Genomic DNA, 19,774 nt, shown 5'->3' with positions numbered 1-19,774 from the left:
ACAAATAATTTAATTTGATATTTTATTATAAATAAAATCAACTAATTGATCTTATTTTGTATTTTAGCATAAAATAATTGTTTTTATGATTAAAGAAATATCTAAAAAGCAGGTCTTAGATAGGATTAGATTTGAAAACCCATGGTGGGTTGATGGGCATATTGAAGATGATTATAATGAAATGCCTAGAAGATTATATTTTGAATTATTTAAGCCTCTTGTTTATGAGAGAGAGATAAGGAGAGCGGTTGTTTTAATGGGGCCTAGACGTGTAGGGAAGACAGTTATGCTATATCATCTAGTTGAAGATTTAATCCAGAATGGGGTTAATCCAAAAAAAATTATTTTTATAACGATTGAAAATCCAATTTATAATAATATTCCATTAGAACAACTATTTTTATATGCTAAAGAAGCAACTGGGGTAAAGGATAAAAATGATTGGCATATAATTTATGACGAAATCCAATATTGTAAAGGTTGGGAAGTTCATTTGAAATCATTAGTAGATAGTTTTAGAAAGGATAAATTTATTGTATCTGGATCTGCAGCTGCGGCTTTGAAGTTTGCAAGTGATGAAAGTGGAGCAGGAAGATTTACAGACTTTTTATTGCCACCATTAACTTTTAATGAATATATTTCTTTAAAAGGATTGGATAGAATTATAACAACAATAAGTTTGAAATGGAAAGAACATATAACAGATTTCTATTCATCTTCTCATCTAAATGAATTAAATAAACATTTTTTGGATTATATAAATTTTGGGGGTTATCCTGAGGTTATTTTTTCTGAAAAAATCCAAGCTAATCCAGGAAGATATATTAGACAAGACATTGTCGATAAGGTGCTTTTAAGAGACTTGCCAAGCTTATACGGAATAAGTGACACAAGAGAGTTAAACTCTTTGTTTACCACAATAGCTTATAATAGTGGAAGTGAGTTTTCATTAGAAACATTAAGTAAGCAATCTCAAGTACCAAAAAATACTTTAAAAAAATATATTGAATATTTAGAAGCAGCATTTTTAATTAAGCAAGTAAAGAGGATTGATCAAAGTGGTAAACGATTTAAAAGGGATAATTTTTTTAAAATTTATCTTACCAATCCCTCTTTGCGAAGTGCATTATTTTCTCCAATTACGGCTACTGATGAAATGATTGGTAATATGGTTGAAACAGCGATATATGCTCAGTGGATGCATCGTGAGTGGTTTACTCCATGGTATGCTAGATGGTCTGGTGGGGAAGTCGATATGGTCGGGATTAGTGATTCAACGCTGAAACCATTATGGGCATTAGAAATTAAGTGGACTAATAGATATTATGAAAAACCGAATGAATTAAAAAGCTTGTATAAATTTTGTTTGGAGAGTAATTTAAATTATCCGATTGTAACAACTATTGATAAAGAAGGTGAAAAGGATTATAAAGAGTTAAGTATTCAATTCCTTCCATCATCGTCATATGCATATACTGTTGGGAAAAATAGTTTAGATAGAAAGAAAAATGTATAGGATATAAAAGGCTTAGAAAATTTAATTAAAATTTTCTAAGCCTTTTATTATTGTGTTTTTTATGAAGGAAATTTTATTTCCCTCTTACCTTTTTTTCCCATTTCCAAGCCGATGCCATAGCTTCGTCGAGGGTTGATTTTGCTTCCCAACCTAAAACTTCATTAGCTTTTTTGGTGTCAGCATAAATAGCGGCAACATCGCCTGGGCGACGGTCGGCTACTTTGAAATTTAGTTTTTCGCCACTTATTCTTTCGAAACTTCCAATAACTTCAAAAACCGAACTTCCTGTTCCTGTCCCGATATTAAAAACTTCGTAATTGGTTTCGTTTTTATTGTTTAGCAAGCGTTCTAAGGCAGTTACGTGTGCTTTTCCTAAATCTACAACATGGATATAATCGCGAATGCAAGTACCATCTTTTGTAGGATAATCGCCTCCAAAAACGGTGAGCTGCTCTCTAATTCCGATTGCAGTTTGCGTAATATATGGTACCAAATGGTGTGGTTTTCCTTGTGGAGTTTCTCCAATAAGCGCAGTTTCATGTCCGCCAACTGGATTGAAATAACGTAATGATATAGCTTTTAAATTTGGCGTAACTTTACAAGTGTCGGCAATAATTTCTTCTCCAATTTGCTTAGTGTTTCCGTATGGTGCTTCTGCTTTTTTTACAGGAGCTTCTTCCGTAATTGGCAATTCATCTGCTTGTCCGTAAACCGTGCAAGACGAACTGAAAATCATGGCCATCTCTTTTTTTGCTGAAACTTCTTTCAGTAAATAAATAAGCGAGTTCAAGTTGTTTTCATAATACAAAAGCGGATTTTCAACACTTTCATTTACAAAAATTGAAGCCGCAAAATGAATAACTCCAGCAATATCTGTATATTTTTTGAAGAAAGCCGAAACAGTATCTTTTTCGCGTAAATCTACCTTTTCAAAAGCAGGTTTCTTTCCTGTAATTTTTTCAATATTGTCTAAAACTTCGATGGAAGAATTGGATAAATTGTCTACAATAATTACTTCGTAGCCTTTGTTTTGAAGCTCTACAACGGTATGAGAACCAATATATCCAAGTCCGCCAGTTACTAATATTTTCATTTAAAAAAAATGTGGTGCGATACGATTTTTAGAACCGATATCTAGTTAATGAATTCTTTTATTTTATTGGTGATGAATTCGATTTGCTCATCGTCCAATTCGGTATGCATTGGTAAAGAAATTACTTCTTTTACTAATTGATTTGTTACTGCAAAATCTTCTTCATTGTAGCGACTATCGCTGTATGCTTTCTGACTGTGTAACGGAATTGGGTAATACACTCCGCAAGGAATATCGTTTTCATTTAAAAACTTAACCAATTCGTTTCGTTTTCCGTTGGTAATTCTGAGGGTATACTGATGAAAAACATGATGATTGTTTTCAGCAGTTAAATCACCATCAGCAACCATAGGCGTTATAATATGCGGATGATTTTGAAGTGCTTCGGTATATTTTACAGCAGCTTGGCGTCGTTTTGTATTGTATTGGTCTAACAACGGAAGTTTTGCGCGAAGCACAGCCGCTTGGATAGAATCTAGACGAGAGTTTACCCCCACAACATCGTGGTGGTAACGTTCGTACATTCCGTGGTTAACAATTCCGCGAAGCGTATGTGCTAACTCGTCGTCGTTGGTAAATATTGCACCACCATCGCCATAGCATCCTAAATTTTTAGAAGGGAAAAAAGATGTTGCTGCAACATGCCCTATCGTTCCCGATTTTTTGGTAGTACCATCTTTAAAAGTATAGTCGGCACCAATTCCTTGTGCATCATCTTCAATAACATATAAATTATGCGCTTTTGCCACTTCCATAATTGCTTCCATATTGGCAGACTGTCCAAACAAATGTACAGGCACAATGGCTTTTGTTTTTGGAGTGATGGCTTTTTTTAGCGCTTCAATATCTATATTAAATGTATCGGGTTCTACATCGACCAAAACAGGAGTTAACTGCAAAAGTGCAATAACTTCTACGGTAGCAGCAAATGTAAAGTCTACAGTTATTACTTCATCACCAGGTTTTAAATTGAGTCCCATCATGGCAATTTGCAACGCATCGGTTCCGTTGGCACATGGAATAACGTGTTTTACCCCGAGATAGGCTTCTAATTCTTTTTGAAAATTTTGAACTTCAGGCCCATTGATATAGGCTGCGGATTCTAAAACTTCGGTGATGGATTTGTTTACTTGTTCTTTTATGAAACTATATTGACTTTGTAAGTCAACCATTTGTATTTTCCTCATGGAGATAAATCTTAAGTAGCTACAAAATTACAAAATAAACTAAGCGTTGCCAATGTATTAACAGAAAGTAATGTATTTTAGCTTCAAATAAATAGGAGTGCTTTTTTTATATTCAATATTAGTTTACATAAGTAGTTTTTTTATTAAGCTAGCGGCCTTGTTTAGCAGTAAATTACGCTTGTTTGTTGATGGTCGAAAAACGGTTTTTAATTTTTTAGCTGAACAAATTTCTCCCACCGACCGTGTTATTTGGTTTCATACGGCTTCTTTAGGAGAATTTGAGCAAGGACTCCCAGTGATTGAGCAAACAAAGAAGGATTTTCCGAAGTATAAAATTTTGGTAACTTTTTTTTCTCCGTCGGGATATGAAGTTAAAAAAAATACATCTGCTGCTGATGTTGTTTGTTATTTGCCACTCGATACCAAACGCAATGCAAAGCGTTTTTTAAAATGTGTAAATCCTGAAATTGCCATTTTTGTAAAGTATGAGTTTTGGCCAAATTACCTTTCTGTTTTAAAAAATAAACAAATTCCAACCTTATTAATTTCTGGAGTTTTTAGAGAAAATCAAGTGTTTTTTAAATGGTATGGAGGTTTTATGCGGAATGCACTAAATGCGTTTGATCATTTTTTTGTGCAAGACGAAAACTCAAAACAACTTTTAAATACCATTAATATAAGTAATGTTACTGTAAGTGGTGATACTCGTTTCGATAGAGTTGCTGAAATTTTAGAGCGAAACAATACCCTCAATTTTGTAGAAACATTTAAAAATCAAAAGCTTTGTTTGGTAGCGGGAAGTACATGGCCAGAAGATGAAGTTTTGCTTATAGAATATATTAACAATGATACGCTTGGGAAACTAAAGTATATTATTGCACCGCATAACATAAAGTCCGTAGAAATTCAGAAATTAAAAAAATCTCTAAATAAGAAAGTTGTTTTGTATTCTGAAATGAATGAAACCGATATTTCAACCTATGATGTTTTAATATTAGACACCATTGGTATTTTAACCAAAGTGTATAGTTATGCCGATTTAGCGTATGTTGGAGGAGGAATGGGAACAACAGGATTGCACAATACACTCGAACCAGCCGTTTTTGGAATTCCAGTAATTATCGGAAAAAATTATGACGAATTTTTAGAAGCTAAAGAATTGGTGAAATTGGGAGGTGTAATTTCTGTAAAAAATGCTAATCAGTTTAAAGAAGAAATTAATTATTTACTTGACAATCAAAAGGTTTTTGAAGAAAAAAGTAGTCTGAATAAAAATTTTATTGTTAAAAATAAAGGAGCAAAGATCCAAATAGGCTGTTATATTCGTAAGTTAATTAAATAATTTTTCGAATTTTGATAATTTTCTAAAAAATGTAGAGAAATTATTTGCCAACGAATGAAATATATTACTACATTCGTATCGCAAAATTTAAGTAAATAATTAAACAAAAAGACCATGAAAAAAGTAATTTTAAGTTTAGCTGTTGTTTTAGCACTAGGATTTTCAGTTGTATCTTGTAAAGAAACAACTAAAGAGAAAGCAGAAGATGCAATCGAAAGTGCTGCTGATGATGTAAAAGATGCTGCTAGCGAAGCTGGTGATGCTATTGAAGATGCTGCTGATAAAGCTGAGGCTTCAATGAAAGAAGCTGGTGATGCTGCTGCTGAGAAAATGGATGAAGCAGGAAATGCTATCGATGAGGCTGCACAAGACGTTCAAGATGCTGCTAACGATGCAGTAAACGACGTTAAAGACGCTGCTAATGGAGCTGTACAAGATGCTAAAGATGCTGCTAACGACGCAACTGACGCTGCTGCTAAGTCTACTAACGACGCAGTTAACAAAGCAAAAGAATCTGTAAAAATTAAATAATTTTTACCAAGATAAATTTTTTAAACCCGATGCTTAGCATCGGGTTTTTTTATTGCTTGTTTTTTTGATATACTTTAATGTAGTCTATACTATATTCTTGTGGGAAAATAGAATCGTCTACCTCCGGACCACCAAAATTACCGCCTACTGCCATGTTAACAATAATATATTGCGGTTCGAAAAATGGCCAATTCCCTATGGTTTTATCTTCAGGATTGTAACTGTATACAAATTTATTGTCTACGTAAAAGTCTATTTTTTGCGGTGTCCATTCCATTTTATATGTGTGATACCCCTTTTCAATATTTTCAAAAATAGTTTTATGAGAACTCGCATGGTCTCCGTGCGTGTCTTTGGTATGTATGGTAGTATAAATTGTTTGGGGTTCTTTTCCAACATATTCTAAAATGTCTATTTCTCCGCAGGTAGGCCAACCAACATCTTTAATATTTGCGCCTAGCATCCAAAAAGCTGGCCAAATACCTTTTCCTGTTGGTAGTTTTGCTTTTGCTTCAATAATACCGTATAAAAATTCATGTTTTCCTCTTGTGGTAATTCTGGTAGATGTGTAGTTGTCACCATCTTTTTTGGCAGTAATAATAAGGTTGCCATTTTCAATTCGGTGGTTGTTTTTCGTGTATTGTTGCCTTTCGTTATTTCCCCATCCGCAGTTATTCGGGCAACCGTCGCCAAGTTCAAAGTTCCAGTCAGCTTCATTTAAATTTGGCTTATCGAAGTTTTCTTCCCAAACTAGTGTGTATTCATCTTTAGTTGTAGATGTTTGCGAAAAAAGTTTTTCAGCAGAAATAAAAAATAAAAAAAGTGTACAGAAGTAAAGTTGTAGTTTCATTGTTAAAAGTTGGTTGGTGTTGTAAATTTATGAAAAAGAAGTAGTTCTATTTAATTTTAGGGTATAAAAAAAGCCTCTCGATTGAGAAGCTTTCTTGTGCGGGTGAAAGGAGTTGAACCTTTCAATTTTATAAATTGTCTTATCAATTGATATAACTCGCTAAATGCTATATTTTACAGTACTTTAAAGCTATTTTTATATTGATGAGGTATTGAATGAAATTTAATGATGTTGACTAAAATTGTGTTTATGTTGACTAAATGTTGACTAAAATAGTTATATTTGAATGTTCAAATGTTCAAACTATGGCAACAATTAAGTTTTTATTACAAAGTAATTCGCAAACCTCATCTATTTACGCAAGGTTATCCATTTCAAGGGGTAAATCCCCAAAAAAGAAAACAGGGTTAATAATAGATTCAAAAGATTGGAGTACTTCAACAGGTTTCCCGAAAACCAATAGCCCAGAAAATAAAAATCTAAAATCTACACTTCAAAAGTTAGAAACTCACATTATAGATTTCTTTAACGATGATTTTGCAAATGGTGTTCTTATTAATACTCATTGGCTTGAAAAAACTATTTCCAGATATTTTAAACAAGATGAAAACGGAAACGACTTAAATAATGTTGTTGACTACATAGAACACTATATTTCCTTAGCTAGTCTAAAACGTAACGCAAAGGGCGGTGTAGGTCTTTCAAAAAGTAGAGTTAACGACTTTAATAGTCTTAAAAGTATTATCGAGAAATTTCAAGGAAAAGAGATAATACAAATAAAGAATATTGATATTAAGTTTAGAGATAAGTTTCTTAACTGGATGATTCAAGAAAATGACTATGCAAAAGGCTATGCAGGGCGTATGCTTGGTAATTTAAAAACGATTTGCCTTGATGCTGAAATGAACGGAATTGAAACAAGTAAACAATTAAAAAAAGTTACTGGCTTTAAGGTTAAGAATGAGAATGTAATTTATTTAACGCCCGCAGAGCTTCAACAAGTCGAAAATGTAGATATTAATTCGGATTCTCTTAAAAACGTTCGCAAATGGCTTTTATTAGGTTGTAACATAGGGCAAAGAGGAGGGGATTTATTAAATCTTACAGAGAGTAATTTTGTTTTTCGTAATGGCTTAGAGGTTATTGAATTAGAGCAACAAAAGACAGGAAAAACCGTAACAATTCCAGTACTTCCAAAGACAAAAGAGATTCTTAACGAGGGGATGCCTTATAAAATATCACTTCAAAAATTCAACGATTACATAAAAATACTATGTAAAGAAGCAGAAATTAATACTTTAACTAAAGGGAAAAAGATAAATCCAGAAACCAACAGAAATGAAGTAGGTATTTTTGAGAAATGGGAGTTAATTACTTCACACGTTTGCAGACGTTCATTTGCTACTAATTTATACGGAGAACTTCCAACGCCTTTAATAATGCAAATAACGGCACACTCTACAGAAAAGACGTTTATGGGCTATATTGGTAAATCTTCTTATGATTACGCTCAGCAAATAGCGGATTTCTACACCAAACAAGCAGTTAAGGAGAAAAAAGAACCTCAGCTTAATGTAATCAAAAACGTATCTAATAATTAATTTAAAACTCTATAAAATGAAAGCAATTAACTCTATTCGTGAAGATTATCGAATTACCAAAAACAGTCTAAGAATTGATTTATTAAAGTATATCGAGGATGTTGATGTATTGGTGGCTAATTATAAAAAATTTAAAACTGGTCCAGGAGGCAAGTATCTTAATTTGGGTATTAATGATGAAATGTTGACCAATGTACTAAAGGCTATTTTGTTGCTAGACGAAAAAGAAACGAATATTTCAAAAGAAAGATTAAGCATCATAAAAGATATTGCTACGACTGCTCATGATCGTAGTATGGTGAAAGAGGTTTTATATATGTTAGACACGTTAGAAAAAGGTATTGAGAGTAAAGAGCCTTTAAGAGTTGATATATATAAATTGCTAGAGACCGCACACATAACAAGTGTTGCTTTCGAGATAAGTTTTGCGTTAAATGGTGACGGAATGAATACCCCAGTTAGCGCAATTGCCTATTTGATTAATCCAGGAAAGGTTAAGGGGATAATGTCTCAAGAAAGAGCGGATTTAATAATGGAGGATTTAACAGAGGAGTTTTTTGATATTTTAACAAAGGAGAGCGACGGTAAAAAATTATACGAAAGATTGAATAATGTTATTAACAAATTCAATGTTAATAAGTTAAGCGCTTAGGTAACTTCTTTTTTTAACTATGTGACTAACATAAAACCTCTTGAATCAAAGGGGTTTTATATATTTATATTGGCAACGTTTAAAATTTGTTCAAATGGAAAATAAAATGATTAATAGTCTTAAAGTCGCTATTGGAAAACCAGATGTTGAAAATAAGTTTCCAGAATATTATAACCTCTTAAAAGATTTGTTTTATAACTATAAATCTAGCCGATGGAGGGAGTTAAGCACTTTAAATGATCTGAAAAGATATAATATAGACATAATTGATTTTACAGAGTTTACGTCACAAGTGTTTACTAATTATCATGTTGTTACTAAAAAGGGTGTAAAGTCTAATCGTAGATTTATTGGATTTCTTAAAAGTAAATCGGGGAAAATTAAACTTAATCATCAATCATACTCAAATGCTGAGGGGAAAAATAAATGTATTGCTGAGCTAAAAGAATGGAAAAAAAAGTATATAAATGTAGAAGATACTTTTTTTATTGAGTTTTTACATGAAAATTTTGACTTCAATTACTCTTTTGAAACTCTTAAAAAGTATTATTACGAGAGTTAATCTTCATAAATTATTGCTTTTTAAAGTATTTCTATAATATCAAATATCATTATTAATATATTATATACGTGCTTTTAAGTTACTTTAATCATACTTCATAACATATATAGTGTATCATTATATATAAAGCAAACATGTTTTTTTAATTGTCGATCAAAAAAGCAAACGCTTATAAATTTGTTTCAACAAAAAAGAGCAAAAGACTACCCGAAAGTATATCTAATGCCCTTTGTAATGTGAGAACTACAAAAGTATAAAATATTTCGGGTAAGTCTTAAAGTGTAACTTTAAAGATAACCGAAATGGGAACAGTACAATTTATTCAAGTAACACCCGAGCAATTACAAACTACAATTTTAGAGGGTGTAAAAAAACAGCTAACAGAGTTAAAAAAGGAATTTCAACCCAAAGAGCCAACAGAGTACTTAACGCGTACAGAGGTTTCTGAGCTTCTTAAAATAGATTTATCTAGTGTTCATAATTGGTCTAAACGAGGAATCTTAAAACCTTACGGTATTGGTTCGAGGGTTTATTACAAGCGTTCAGAGGTGGAAAAGGCAATTGTTGAACTTTAAACAATTGGCACCATGGCAACGCAAAGAAATACCAAAAGTTTAGCATGGCAATATTACCGCGCCTCATCTAAGCGAAATACTTCAAAAGGGAAAGTTGTACAGGCTTTAATTCAAAACAACAACATACCGCTTAATAATAGGTCGCTCGTTGAGGTTACAGGCTTAGAAATGGGTACTATTACCAGAGCTGTATATGATTTATTAAACGAGAGTGTAATAATCCAAATAGTAAAACCAAGTATTCAAACAGGGTACAATGTGAAATATAGCTATTTGAGAGGGTATAATTCATTTGTAAATGAAGAGCATAGTGTATGAGTGGAAATGAGAGATATTTTAATTTCCCTATTCAATTGCTAAATGGCTTTATGGGTGATTCTGTTGGAGTATTACAGAGGATATGCGATTATGCTGTTTACGATCATTACCTCAAGCTAGATCAAGGTACTAAAGCGCAGAAATTGAAAGCTGTGGAGAGGTATTTCGGTATGATTCTTCACAATAGTAATAATAGCTATGCAAAAGGGGAGGCATTGCGCCGTAGTATTCCGGTTAATAGTCCAAAAGTTGGAATCAATAGAAACGTTTGGTTTGATTATTGTAAAAATCATAAAACCGACTTTGAGAAGATAAGTTTATTAGGGTTTCTAGCTATTAAATCAATTGTTCAAAACAAAACCTATTGCAAAGTCACTAACCGCTTTTGGTTGTCTCGGATGGACGGCCTTATAAAGTCAGTTTCAAAAGATGATGAGTTGTCTGATGAGATCAAGAAATACGCAAACCGTTGGCAACTTACAAAAATTAAAGAAGAGCTAATAATTAGTTGGGGTTTAGTGCATTATTCTCGATTTACACGAGGTTTTTACGTGTCGTTTAAACTTTCTTTAGAGGACTTAATTTACCAAGCTGAGAAGAAGCGAAAATCTACATTGATAAAGCAGAAAAAGTTTGAGGAAAAAGTGGCCTTAAATAGAGTTTTAGATAGAATAAAAAACGAGCCTCCGTGAACAACCTCATGAAAACCTCATGACAGCATCATAACGACACCTATATAAAAGGGTACTTCATAATTGTTTTTTTACTCTAATATTTTTCTACAAAAGTACGACACCTATAGAAAGGTACTATATAAAGGTACTATATAAAGGTTTTTTAAAAAGATGTTGAAAGAGTGATTTTCACCCACCAACTTTTAAATGTATAACCTCCGTTAAACTAACGATAAGTAACGAAAAGCAAGTATAATGAATCTAACAAAAGAAAAAGCCTCAGAACTAGGCAAAAGGTCGAGCAGAAAAGGAGTGCCAAATAAGAGTACCAGAGAAATAAGGCAAGCATTTCATCAATTGGTTAGCGATAAGCTTCCAGAGATTTCCAAATGGCTTGATGAGGTTGCGAAAGAGAGCCCAGAAAAGGCAATTAATATAATTATAAAACTATCAGATTTTGTAATTCCTAAACTTCAACGTACAGAAATTGAATTAGGTGGTAAGGTTGTTAAAATGACACCAGAGGAAAGAAACGAGAGGATTTCAGAGCTTCAACGTAAATTGAAAGGCAATGAGTAAAACGGCTTTAAATCGACAGGAAAAGAAAAAGAAATGGGCTATAGCCGAACTACAGAAAGCGAAACCATTTGATAAATGGGTAAATGAAAGACCTAGGACTGATAAAGAGATTGAGATGTATCATAAAACACGAGAAATGCTCGAGTCTATAGCGTCAGGAGAAACTAAGCTTTACGATAAGGTTAAAATAACAACTAGAAACGGATTTAGTTGTGTTGAATTTAAATAGGTAATGACGGATAAAACTTTTATTAAATACAAGGCAGTAATTGATGAGTGGTTTGTGAACGGTCACAATGGAACCAAAGCGTATCAATCGATTTATCCAAAAGCCAACGCTAATGCTGCTGATATTGGATTTAGAAAAATCTACGGAAATCTACGGATGAGAGATTATGTTCAAAACAAAGTATCAGAAGTATCTCAGAGGCTCGATATATCGTTTGAGAGCCAGCTTAATGACTTAGAGGGCATAAAGGTTAGTTCTAAAAATGAAAGACGTTACAGTGAAGCTATTTCAGCCGTTAAGGAACAGAATAAAATGCTAGGCTTCTATGAAAAAGATAATAACCAGAAAAAGACTGACAACGTAGTAATATTTCAAATTCCAGACAATGGAAGGAATTAACTGTTTAAATAAAATTAGAAATGTTGAAAGCATCGGTGATGTTAAAAATGAATGCAGCTGCAAAACTCATGTATCCGCATCTTAAAAAAGAGACAATAGACTGGATGTCTCATCGGTTCCGGTCAAAAAAGACAATGGAAGACTCTGGAATAACACCTCCAAAACTTTGGACAGCAGATATGCCAAAAGAAGTGGAAGAAGATTTACTACAAGCGTATCAGAAAGTAACTAATTAAGCATTAACAGCCTATATAGGCATAAATTCAACTATAATGAATATTATATTAACACCAGCGTACGAGGTAATTAAGTCTAAGTACGAGAATCAAGTTAAAGACCATCTAAGCGCGTTAGAGGGTTACAGCAAAAAGATTGCTAGTAAACAGGCTGAAATAGACTCAGTCAAAAATGAGTTAAACGCTGAGTATGCTGATAAAAGTGTGTCGGCAGAAAGAAAAGAGCGAATTAATAGTTTGCTTCAAAAGAGGGATAACCTCAACAAGGAACTTAGAGCGATAGAAACAGAAGAAAGAAATGTTATCGTTAGTGATGATGATATAAACGATGTCATGAGGCAAATGAATCTTTAAAACTAATTACTATGCACAAATCAAAATTAGAAAGACAGCACGAGGCAAACGCGGAAATTGCCAAAAGAAAAGAAACTATTAAGGCTTTAGAAAGAGAGATCTTAGAAGCAAATACAACAATTAGATTTATTCCAAAGGATACCTTTGAGGGAAAGCGGTCTATGTTAGTTGTGAGAGATGAGATTAAAAAGCTACAAAGTTGTATCGATGATGAAAAAAGTATTATATCAAAAATTAAAGCACCTTCGGATGATGATGTAAATGAAGCTGTAAGTCGATTCCGTTAAAATACTGGATAAAAAAAAGGGGTGTTCAAAGCCCCTTTTTATTTTGTTCAAATGGTAAAGCAATTTGGCAACGCCTTACAGTTTCAAATATACAATTTTTAATGTTTATGGTTGTGTAAAAAACGATGTTTTTGACAGAAGAAAAATAAGAATTACCTTACTTTACAGTCATTTCCTTTTCCCAATTAGGTTTGGTTGAATCATTTTCAAAAACTTCTATTTTAATTTCACTTGCATCAGTAAAGTGTATTTCTAAATCAATTATTCCTGGCTTTATAGATTTAAATTTTCGAGACTTCTCACTCAGGTTATAGTCAAAAGACCTCCACCCGGGTATTGACTGAAATAGAGGGTAAGACCAGTTATCTCCTTTTACTTTAACTGTGACCGATTGACCTTTTGGAATTTCTACCCTCATAGAGTAGGTGCCGGGGCTGTATATTTTTTTGTTCCTATCTAGGATATTCAACCCATACTCCCCTTTTGAGGGATAAGTTAATGTTTTAATGTTTGACCCATCAGTTTCAGCTATCTCTTGAAGAGTGTCGTTCATTCCGTCAAGTACGTTAATTATTTTATCAGTGTTTTGATTGTTGTTGTCTAAAACCTTGGAAGGGATATCATCAAGCTTGTCATTAATTTCAGATTTATCTTTTTTTGCTATTATATCATTATAATAATAGGTCCCAAAAGTTGCCGCGCCTCCAAGGATGACGGAAAAAAAGATTAAAGCGTAGCATACACGAAGTAAAAATTCTGGTGTCATATTCTTAAATATCATTTTTATTATGAGTTATATTTTTGTTTCAATTTAAATCAGCATATAAAGATAAATGTTTAGGTAATGATTGTAGTAAAATAATAGAATTTAAATTAAAATATAATCCTAGCTACAAAAGAGTCCCGTTAGAATATTAAAGCGCATTCCTTTTGTGTTTAATTATTAAATCGTGACGAGGTGAGAATGATAACGTCACTACGGAATTACTCTATTTAAATCACTGTTTAGGTGTTTGTGTGTAAGTAACTTAGGGTTTTGTTAAACAGTAGAAGTTATGGCAGGGAGAAGCAGCGGAATAAGAGTGTTATTCACCAAGGAAATGGTAGAAGATGTCTTTGAAGAATGGTATAGGGGCTTTGAATGGAAAATTCAACAAGCTTTAATGTATGCAGGAGAGCAGTTTGTGACTATTGCTAGAAATACTGGAAATTATACAGATAGAACTGGAAACCTTAGAAGTTCAATTGGGTATGTTGTTCTTAAAGATGGTGAGATATTAGGTGAGAAATTTGACGCATACAACGGCAAAGGAGAGGAAGGTGTCAGAGAGGCACGAAAGGTGGCTGCTGAGGTGGCTGAGAATCACCCTAAAGGCTTTGTGCTTATAGGAGTAGCAGGAATGGAATATGCAGCCGCCGTAGAGGCTAAGAATTACGATGTTATAACAGGAGCAGGTGTGGAAATAGAGCAAACACTAAAGCAGATCCTTTCCAAAATAGATTTTTCAAGTTAATATTTAAGATTATGCCAGTTAGAGGAAGTAATAGTTTATATTTTAGCCCAGAGATAGACAACTCTTTGTTACAACAAGGGGCGAGTCAAGCGATAAATATAGTCAGTCAAATGGGTAGTACTATTGCTAGTATAAATCCTTTTGCTGCTTTAGCCGTTGGTGCTCTTACAGCTTTTGCGACTGTTTCGGCAGAGGCTTACTCTTTCGCTAGAAATTATGAAGTGGCAATGAAAGAGGTTCAAACCATTTCAAAAGCGACACAAGAAGATTTCAAAGGCATTTCATCCGCAATTATAGAGCTGTCGAAAAACACTACCGACGATCCGATAAAGTTGGCTAAAGCTTATTATCAGATAGTTTCTGCGGGTTACGATGGAGCCGAAGGAATGAATCTTTTAGAAGTAGCAAGTAAAGCTGCAGTAGCAGGTGTAACAGACACGGAAACAGCTGCCGATGGATTAACTACGGTGTTGAATGCTTTTAAATTAGAGGCTGAGGATGCTGAAAGCGTGTCGGATGCGCTATTTAAAACGGTTGAACTAGGGAAAACTACATTTTCTGAGCTGTCTCAAAACCTTTCGCAAGCAGCTCCTTTAGCGGCTGCAACTGGAGTTAATTTTCAAGAGCTTTTAGCGGCGGTTGCATCCTTGACAAAACAAGGTGTGCCGACCTCACAAGCAATGACGCAAATACGTGCGGCTATTGAAGCTACTAGCAAGGTTTTAGGTGACGGATGGGCAAACGCTTACACGTTGCAAGAAGCTTTTCAAGTCGTTTCCGACCAAGCGGGTGGAAGTCAAAACAAACTGAAAGAACTTACTGGAACAGTCGAAGCTGTTTCTGCAATACTTTCAACAACTGGAGACAACGCCAAAGGAGCGTCCGAAGATTTGAACGAGTTGACCAATTCTGCTGGAGCAGCGTCTGCGGCTTTTGGAACTCAAATGACTGGAAACATTAATCAGTGGACTATTCTCTCTAATAGAATAAAAGCGACGACAGAGGAGTTAGGAAACTACCTATTAGAAATATCTAGCGGTGCAGCAAGGAGTCTTAATCGATTCTTTGAAGATACCGAAAAAATATCTAAGGCGCTCGAAAAAGAAAGAATTGAACTTCTTTTAACCGAAGCATCGATTATAGACACAAATACGGAAACGGAAAAACGTGTTAAATTAATCGAACAACTCAAAGAACAATACCCAGATTATTTGAGTGACCTTGATGCTGAAAGTGTAACCAATAAGGAGCTTAGTGCTGCAATACGATTAGTAAATGATGAACTTAAAAACAAAATCGTATTACAGAAGGCAGATGACCAACTTAACGCAAAATTACAAGACAGAGGGGATATAGCTCTGGAACTAAATGACCAAGAGCAGAAAGCTAAAGAACTTCTTATAAGGCAACTCGACAAGGAAGGCAGACTTTATGACGGAAACAAAGATTTACTAGAGCAGTTAATTGACGCTAACGATAGACTTAACAAAAAAAGGAGAGAATCCGAAGGTTTCGGAGGTGGGGGAGGTTTTCAAATTGACCTTTCAGAAGGCATTAAATCATTAAATCCATACATAACCAGTATAACAAACCTTCGTGAAGAGCTTGACGGATTTAACGACGATGTTGACGCACTTACAAAAAGACGCAACCAAGTTGCGATTGATTTAAACCTTGTCGGCAATGAGGATGAAGTTGTTGAAGATTTGCAAACATCTCTTAAGAATATAGAAGAAGCTACAAAGCGTAGTGATCTTGCGCAGTACTTGCAGAGCCAAAACGAAGAAATACGAAAAGCGGCTGAGGAAAGACTTAAATATTTAAGATCATTGTTAGGTACTGACGATTCCGACAATGTAAACCGACCTAAAGTTTCGGAAGTAAATTCAATTCAAAATCAAAAGGTAAACTTAGAGTTCGACTTCACAATCGACACTACCTCAATCGATTTTATTGAAAATCAAATAAGGGTTTTAACTAAAAAATTCAACGCCGCTAATGAGTCAGACAGAGCGTCAATAAAAATTGATTTAGACGAATGGAGAAAGCGTCTTAAAATAGCGCAAGACGGAACAGACGACCTTGCGGAGTTAAGAAAAGAACTTAATTATCAACTTGAAGATTTAAGCCTTAAGGAGCTAAAAAAAGAAAAAGAGCGATGGAAGGAGAAACTTAAATTATACGACCAAGGAACGGAAGCCTACGAGCTTGTAATGTCTCAGATTGATGCAGTTTCGCAAAACGCATCCGATAGAATTGTGGAAGTTTTTAGTCAAGTTACTGGCTCTATAAACGAGGCAAAACGATTGTTTGAAACTTTTGGCGCCGGCGATGATCTTGGCGAGGCCTTAACGATGCTTTCAGAACTTGGAACAGCTGCGGGAAATTTATTTTCTGGAAATCCAGGACAAATGGTGCAAGGTGGATTGCAGGCTTTAAATGCTGTTTTTTCAACAGGCATCAGTTCGGAAACATCAAGATTTGAGAAATCTATAAAAGATTTAAGCGAATCGATAGATAAACTAAAATACGCACTAAGCAACTCTACTGGTCAAGAAAGGATTGATAATACCAAAGATTTAATTGCAGAATATGCCGAGGCTGAACTAGAGTATCAGAAAGCTATTAAAGCAGAAGAAGATGCTAGGAAGCAGTTTAAATATTTAGGTATTGGGTTATGGAAGAAAGACAGAGGTTCTGGAACTGACCAAGCAAAAGTAGAGCAGTTAACAGAAGATATGAAAGAAGCTGGAAGGCAGGCTGAGGAGTTAAAGAGGCAGTTAGACGAACTTCTAACAGGAACTACTGCCACATCTATAACAGATTCAATAATAGAAGGTTTTAAGGAAGGAAAGAGGTCTATTGAGGATTTTGCAGGAACTTTTGAGGACATGATGCAAGATGCGTTGCTAAATGCTTTTAATGCTAAATATTTAGCTGAAAAAGTAGGTGGGTTTTATGATGATTTCGCATTGTATTCTGATACTGATGGCGATGGTATTATTGATTTGACAGCCGAAGAAATAGCGGCTTTAAAAAATCAGTTCGGGAACATAATATCTGGAGCAGAAACTCAAATAGATGCCATAAATGATATTCTAGGATTAAATGGGTTCGATGCTTTAGGTTCTGACAATAGTAAAACAGGACTTTCGGGTGCAATATCAACTATTACAGAAGATACGGCTAATATACTGGAAGGGACATTAAACGCGATTAGATTGGACGTTGCAAGTGGATTATCCGTAGCGACACAAAACAGTCAATACTTATCTCAAATAGTTCAGAACACCCAGTACAATAGATTTTTGGAAAGTATTGACGGTAGAATAGCGAGTATCGAAAGTGGATTATTACAAATTCAAGCGCAAGGATAGTGTCATATTTAAATAAAAAATGGCTTACCTCATAGTAAGCCATTTCTGTATATTAAAATTAGTATTATTTTCATTTGAACTACCCGTACCATTCAGTACCATTAATAACTTTTTTCATGATATTATATTTTATAAAGGTTGTATTAACTTAAAAGGTGTTGTCAAATATAAATGAAATATATTATTTTCTTATTAAAAAGAACTTAAAATTTTCACCTGGAGTTATTAACCCATTATGAGTATGTGTTTGAGTGTTTTCTCCTTGTTTAATCTCACTTATGAATCTAACATTATTTACATTTGTAAAAAACACACTAAGTTTGTCGCAATGTTTGATGCTTACTTTCAAGTCATCTAGTATTCTTTTTGATCCAAACCCATAATATCTATCTTTATTTATGTCTTGTGTAAATATTCTTTTATGTTTTATATGGTATTCCTCTTTCCCTTTTAATTCATAAACAAGTCTAACAACACTGAAGCCATCTCTGCTAGGACTAACATCTTTATTAAACGGTTCAAATTCCTTTTCTTTGCCTGGGTCCAAATTATATACTTTTATTGCATTGCTTTTCTCTGTGTCTAATAATTCAGTTAAGACCTCATGATCAAAAGTCCATTCAAATACTTCCTTGTTTGGCCTAACTATTGTGAAGGTAGTATTTATTTCAAATTCTATATCATTGTTGTTAGAATGAAGTTTTAGGTCAAATTCCATTGTAAAATGCTTGTAATAAAATGAAGTGTTTTTTTCATTGAATTCATTACTAACTATATCTTTTAACTTAGAATAAATAGCAGGGAATTCTGTCTCATATTTCAATAATGTTACTTTTCGCCATAAGTCCTCAATGTTGGCATGTTCTTTTAAATATTCTTTAGAATAGGCCATTATTTCAAGTTTTTTAGAAAGGACACTATCAAATTCTTTTGATAGAATAATGTCCTTAAACTTTTTCTTGACATAGGTAATCGTGTTTAGGTATTTAATTGTTGCCGAAAAAATTCCAGCAGTAAAAAACCAGATTGATAAATCTTTTAAGGTCACTGCTACTTGGGTGTCTAGGAAGAATTCAGAACTTAATTCACCGTTTTCAAGTGATGCGCTATAAAGCACTAAATACACTACAGGAAAAGGAATTAATATTAAATAAAAATAATCTATAATTTTTAAAGCCATATTTTTGATGGCTGGGATAGATTTTGTAATTAAAGAAATGACAAATAAGGCTATGTACAAAGCGAATACAGTAGCTATCATAATAGCTATTACATTTAAAAAGTTGCTTTCAAAGATTCTAAACATACATTAGGTTGATTATTAGTTTGGGTAAATATAGCAAAACACTATAAAGAAGGATGTATTTGATTGTGTAATTTGAAATTTTGTTTATAGAGCTAGATGATATATTATTTTCTTATAGATTAAGTTATTGCAGGAGATATAAAGATCATGTTTGAACATTATAAATGAGGTATTCCGTAAGGTTACGAATGATTATTTCTATAACTTTAAAGAAACTAAATACAATCGAAATGAAAAAATTATTATTACTGCTATTTGTGCTTGGGAGCATGTCATTTATAAACAACAATAACGAATACACTCAGCAAGCATACTTGAAGAAAGGCTATGCTGTAGCACTATCGGAAGAGTATTTTAAAGAAATGAAAAATGCTGTTTCTTCTGAGGATATAGAATACTTTAAAAAATTAGCTAAAGATCTAAAGATTGTTGTATTGCCAAAAGACACTAAAGTTTCTGTGATAGAATCGTCCGTATGGGGTGACAGAGTGGTTGCTCGTATTTACGGAAAGGAAACTAAAGTCTGGGCTAATTATGAAGCCTTAAAACGGAAATAGCAAATTTGTATTATGTCACTACAAAAAACCTCTTT

General features: G+C 33.6%; 23 protein-coding genes. 18 read left to right on the top strand and 5 right to left on the bottom strand.

Annotated features, from left to right (window positions below; genetic code table 11):
* Positions 1-85: 85 nt before the first annotated feature.
* Positions 86-1,516, top strand: a complete 1,431-nt coding sequence (locus JMA43_RS01435; protein ID WP_342154198.1) for an ATP-binding protein — start codon at positions 86-88, stop codon at positions 1,514-1,516.
* 73 nt (positions 1,517-1,589) lie between these two features.
* Here the strand turns inward: JMA43_RS01435 and galE are convergent, their stop codons facing one another.
* Together galE and JMA43_RS01425 are read right to left on the bottom strand one after the other, a co-directional pair.
* On the bottom strand, positions 1,590-2,609 hold the full coding sequence (galE, locus tag JMA43_RS01430; RefSeq protein ID WP_342154196.1) for a UDP-glucose 4-epimerase GalE: 1,020 nt from the start codon (positions 2,607-2,609) through the stop codon (positions 1,590-1,592).
* Positions 2,610-2,650: 41 nt separating this feature from the next.
* Positions 2,651-3,796, bottom strand: coding sequence for a DegT/DnrJ/EryC1/StrS family aminotransferase (locus JMA43_RS01425; protein WP_342154194.1), 1,146 nt, complete (start codon positions 3,794-3,796; stop codon positions 2,651-2,653).
* Positions 3,797-3,953: 157 nt separating this feature from the next.
* Here JMA43_RS01425 and JMA43_RS01420 point away from each other — a divergent pair, with 157 nt between their 5' ends.
* Positions 3,954-5,138 carry a 3-deoxy-D-manno-octulosonic acid transferase gene (locus tag JMA43_RS01420; protein ID WP_342154191.1) on the top strand — a complete coding sequence of 395 codons (1,185 nt, stop codon included), beginning with the start codon at positions 3,954-3,956 and terminating at the stop codon, positions 5,136-5,138.
* A 114-nt stretch (positions 5,139-5,252) separates the two neighbouring features.
* Positions 5,253-5,669, top strand: coding sequence for a hypothetical protein (locus JMA43_RS01415; RefSeq protein ID WP_342154189.1), 417 nt, complete (start codon positions 5,253-5,255; stop codon positions 5,667-5,669).
* 49 nt (positions 5,670-5,718) lie between these two features.
* Here the strand turns inward: JMA43_RS01415 and JMA43_RS01410 are convergent, their stop codons facing one another.
* Positions 5,719-6,519, bottom strand: a complete 801-nt coding sequence (locus tag JMA43_RS01410; protein WP_342154187.1) for a glycoside hydrolase family 16 protein — start codon at positions 6,517-6,519, stop codon at positions 5,719-5,721.
* A 305-nt stretch (positions 6,520-6,824) separates the two neighbouring features.
* On the opposite strand from JMA43_RS01410, the gene JMA43_RS01405 reads away from it, so the two are divergent.
* The 12 genes from JMA43_RS01405 to JMA43_RS01350 all read left to right on the top strand — a co-directional run bounded on the left by JMA43_RS01405 (position 6,825) and on the right by JMA43_RS01350 (position 12,985).
* Positions 6,825-8,120: a tyrosine-type recombinase/integrase gene (locus JMA43_RS01405; RefSeq protein ID WP_342154185.1), complete on the top strand. Its 1,296-nt coding sequence runs from the start codon at positions 6,825-6,827 to the stop codon at positions 8,118-8,120.
* A gap of 16 nt (positions 8,121-8,136) precedes the next feature.
* Positions 8,137-8,772, top strand: a complete 636-nt coding sequence (locus JMA43_RS01400; RefSeq protein WP_342154183.1) for a hypothetical protein — start codon at positions 8,137-8,139, stop codon at positions 8,770-8,772.
* A gap of 94 nt (positions 8,773-8,866) precedes the next feature.
* Positions 8,867-9,334: a hypothetical protein gene (locus JMA43_RS01395; protein ID WP_342154182.1), complete on the top strand. Its 468-nt coding sequence runs from the start codon at positions 8,867-8,869 to the stop codon at positions 9,332-9,334.
* 302 nt (positions 9,335-9,636) lie between these two features.
* Entirely contained in the window at positions 9,637-9,909 is a 273-nt protein-coding gene (locus JMA43_RS01390) for a helix-turn-helix domain-containing protein (RefSeq protein ID WP_342154180.1), read from the top strand.
* Positions 9,910-9,921: 12 nt separating this feature from the next.
* Positions 9,922-10,227 carry a hypothetical protein gene (locus JMA43_RS01385; RefSeq protein WP_342154179.1) on the top strand — a complete coding sequence of 102 codons (306 nt, stop codon included), beginning with the start codon at positions 9,922-9,924 and terminating at the stop codon, positions 10,225-10,227.
* Positions 10,224-10,919, top strand: a complete 696-nt coding sequence (locus JMA43_RS01380; RefSeq protein WP_342154177.1) for a hypothetical protein — start codon at positions 10,224-10,226, stop codon at positions 10,917-10,919. Before JMA43_RS01385 ends, JMA43_RS01380 begins: the two co-directional genes overlap by 4 nt.
* A 237-nt stretch (positions 10,920-11,156) precedes the next feature.
* Entirely contained in the window at positions 11,157-11,480 is a 324-nt protein-coding gene (locus tag JMA43_RS01375; protein WP_342154175.1) for a hypothetical protein, read from the top strand.
* On the top strand, positions 11,473-11,709 hold the full coding sequence (locus JMA43_RS01370) for a hypothetical protein (protein WP_342154173.1): 237 nt from the start codon (positions 11,473-11,475) through the stop codon (positions 11,707-11,709). The genes JMA43_RS01375 and JMA43_RS01370 overlap by 8 nt, the downstream gene beginning before the upstream one ends.
* A 3-nt stretch (positions 11,710-11,712) precedes the next feature.
* Positions 11,713-12,108, top strand: a complete 396-nt coding sequence (locus JMA43_RS01365; RefSeq protein WP_342154172.1) for a hypothetical protein — start codon at positions 11,713-11,715, stop codon at positions 12,106-12,108.
* Positions 12,109-12,128: 20 nt separating this feature from the next.
* Complete coding sequence (locus JMA43_RS01360) at positions 12,129-12,344, top strand: hypothetical protein (RefSeq protein WP_342154170.1); 216 nt, start codon at positions 12,129-12,131, stop codon at positions 12,342-12,344.
* Positions 12,345-12,380: 36 nt separating this feature from the next.
* Positions 12,381-12,698, top strand: coding sequence for a hypothetical protein (locus tag JMA43_RS01355; protein WP_342154168.1), 318 nt, complete (start codon positions 12,381-12,383; stop codon positions 12,696-12,698).
* Positions 12,699-12,709: 11 nt separating this feature from the next.
* Positions 12,710-12,985 (top strand): hypothetical protein, encoded by a 276-nt coding sequence (locus tag JMA43_RS01350; protein WP_342154166.1) that lies wholly within the window; start codon positions 12,710-12,712, stop codon positions 12,983-12,985.
* A 157-nt stretch (positions 12,986-13,142) separates the two neighbouring features.
* Here JMA43_RS01350 and JMA43_RS01345 read toward each other — a convergent pair whose 3' ends face one another.
* Positions 13,143-13,751: a hypothetical protein gene (locus tag JMA43_RS01345; RefSeq protein WP_342154164.1), complete on the bottom strand. Its 609-nt coding sequence runs from the start codon at positions 13,749-13,751 to the stop codon at positions 13,143-13,145.
* A gap of 289 nt (positions 13,752-14,040) precedes the next feature.
* Between JMA43_RS01345 and JMA43_RS01340 the strand changes: the two genes are divergently transcribed.
* The gene (locus tag JMA43_RS01340) at positions 14,041-14,499 is read left to right on the top strand and encodes a hypothetical protein (RefSeq protein WP_342154162.1); all 459 of its coding nucleotides are present in this window, start codon (positions 14,041-14,043) and stop codon (positions 14,497-14,499) included.
* An 11-nt stretch (positions 14,500-14,510) separates the two neighbouring features.
* Complete coding sequence (locus tag JMA43_RS01335; protein WP_342154160.1) at positions 14,511-17,876, top strand: phage tail tape measure protein; 3,366 nt, start codon at positions 14,511-14,513, stop codon at positions 17,874-17,876.
* Between the two features lie 181 nt (positions 17,877-18,057).
* On the opposite strand, the gene JMA43_RS01330 is transcribed toward JMA43_RS01335, so the two are convergent.
* Positions 18,058-19,137, bottom strand: a complete 1,080-nt coding sequence (locus JMA43_RS01330; protein WP_342154158.1) for a hypothetical protein — start codon at positions 19,135-19,137, stop codon at positions 18,058-18,060.
* A gap of 275 nt (positions 19,138-19,412) precedes the next feature.
* Here JMA43_RS01330 and JMA43_RS01325 point away from each other — a divergent pair, with 275 nt between their 5' ends.
* Complete coding sequence (locus tag JMA43_RS01325; protein ID WP_342154157.1) at positions 19,413-19,739, top strand: hypothetical protein; 327 nt, start codon at positions 19,413-19,415, stop codon at positions 19,737-19,739.
* Positions 19,740-19,774 lie beyond the last annotated feature (35 nt).

This window comes from Joostella sp. CR20, assembly GCF_038433465.1.
Lineage (GTDB): Bacteria > Bacteroidota > Bacteroidia > Flavobacteriales > Flavobacteriaceae > Galbibacter.
The sequence above is the reverse complement of the archived record's forward strand: the minus strand, read 5'-3'. Positions and strand labels throughout refer to the sequence as shown.